This window comes from Endozoicomonas sp. SESOKO2, assembly GCF_024606245.1.
In the GTDB taxonomy this organism is placed as follows: Bacteria; Pseudomonadota; Gammaproteobacteria; order Pseudomonadales; family Endozoicomonadaceae; genus Endozoicomonas_A.
The window spans coordinates 1-1,431 of record NZ_JAHHPQ010000292.1; the positions used below are offsets into that span (position 1 = coordinate 1).

Annotated in this window: 1 protein-coding gene; it reads left to right on the forward strand. The window is 55.8% G+C overall.

The window, feature by feature from the left end:
- A partial coding sequence (locus tag KDK17_RS06720) for an ankyrin repeat domain-containing protein (protein ID WP_257287667.1) occupies positions 1-1,243 on the forward strand: 1,243 nt, incomplete at its 5' end.
- Positions 1,244-1,431 lie beyond the last annotated feature (188 nt).

Consider the following 1,431-nt stretch of genomic DNA (forward strand, 5'->3'; position numbering starts at 1 on the left):
CACTGACTGCGTAAAAATCCTGATCGAAGCCAAGGCGGATCTCAACGCCCGGACTGAGGATGGCACCACTGCCCTTTTCATCGCTGCTGCGAAAGGCAATACCGGCTGCGTGAAAGCCCTGATCAACGCCGGAGCAGACGTCGACGCCGCACGGACCTCGGATGGCATCACCCCGCTGTTCATCGCTGCCCAGGAAAATAATACTGACAGCCTGAAAGCCCTGATCGAAGCCAAGGCGAATATCAACGCCGTCCGGCCTTCGGATGACGCCACCCCGCTGTCCATTGCTGCCCAGGAAAATAACATCGACTGCGTTAATGTCCTGATCGAAGCCAAGGCGAATCTCAACGCCCCCTGTTCGATTGGTGCCACCGCATTGTTCATGGCTGCTCTGGAAAATGACACTGACTGCCCGGAAGTCCCGATTGAAGCCAAAGCAGATCTCAACGTCGCCCGGATTTCGGATGGTGCCACCTCGTTGCACCTCGCTGCCCAAAAAAATAACACCGACAGCTTGAAAAGCCTGATCGAAACCGGGGAGGATCTCAACGCCCGGACTGAGGATGGCGCCACCCCGCTGTTCATCGCCGCTGCGAAAGGCAATACCAACTGTGTGAAAGTCCTGATCAAAGCCGGGGCAGATCTCAACGCCGCCCTGCCGGATGGCGCCACCTCGCTGTTCATCGCCGCTGCGAGAGGCAATACTGACTGCGTGAAAGTCCTGATCGACGCCGGGGCGGATCTCAACGCCACCTTGTTTGATGGCACCACCCCGCTGTTCATCGCTACCCAGGAAAATAACACCAACAGCGTGAAAATCCTGATCGAAGCCGGGGCGGATCTCAACGCTGCCTTGTTGGATGGCACCACCCCGCTGTTCATCGCTGCTCAGGAAAATAACATCAACAGCGTAAAAATCCTCATCGAAGCCGGGGCAGATCTCAACGCTGCCTTGTTGGATGGCACCACCCCGCTGTTCATCGCTGCCCAGGAAAATAACATCGACAGCGTGAAAATCCTGATTGAGGCGAGGGCGGATCTTAACGCCCCCCGGACTACGGATGGCGCCACCGCGCTGCATATCGCTACTCAAGAAAATAACACCGAGATCGTGAAACTCCTGATCGAAGCCAAGGCGGATATCAACGCCGCCTTGTCAGGTGGCACCACCCCGCTCTCCATCGCAACCAAGATGGGCAATACCGACTGCGAGAGACTCCTGATCTGCGCTTGGGCAAGGTAGGGAATAAAGACAAGCAAGGAAACCAAAGAAAGGCGTTATCTTATCCGGAAAACGCGGCTTTCAGGTGTTAAGGCTCTTCAGGAAACGGCGGAAAGTCGGACTCTTGGATGACATCAATCCCGTATTGACCTTGTTGCGCTGGTTATTTTTGGCCTCATCCGGATGGGTTCAGTCAACCTGTCCCGTAT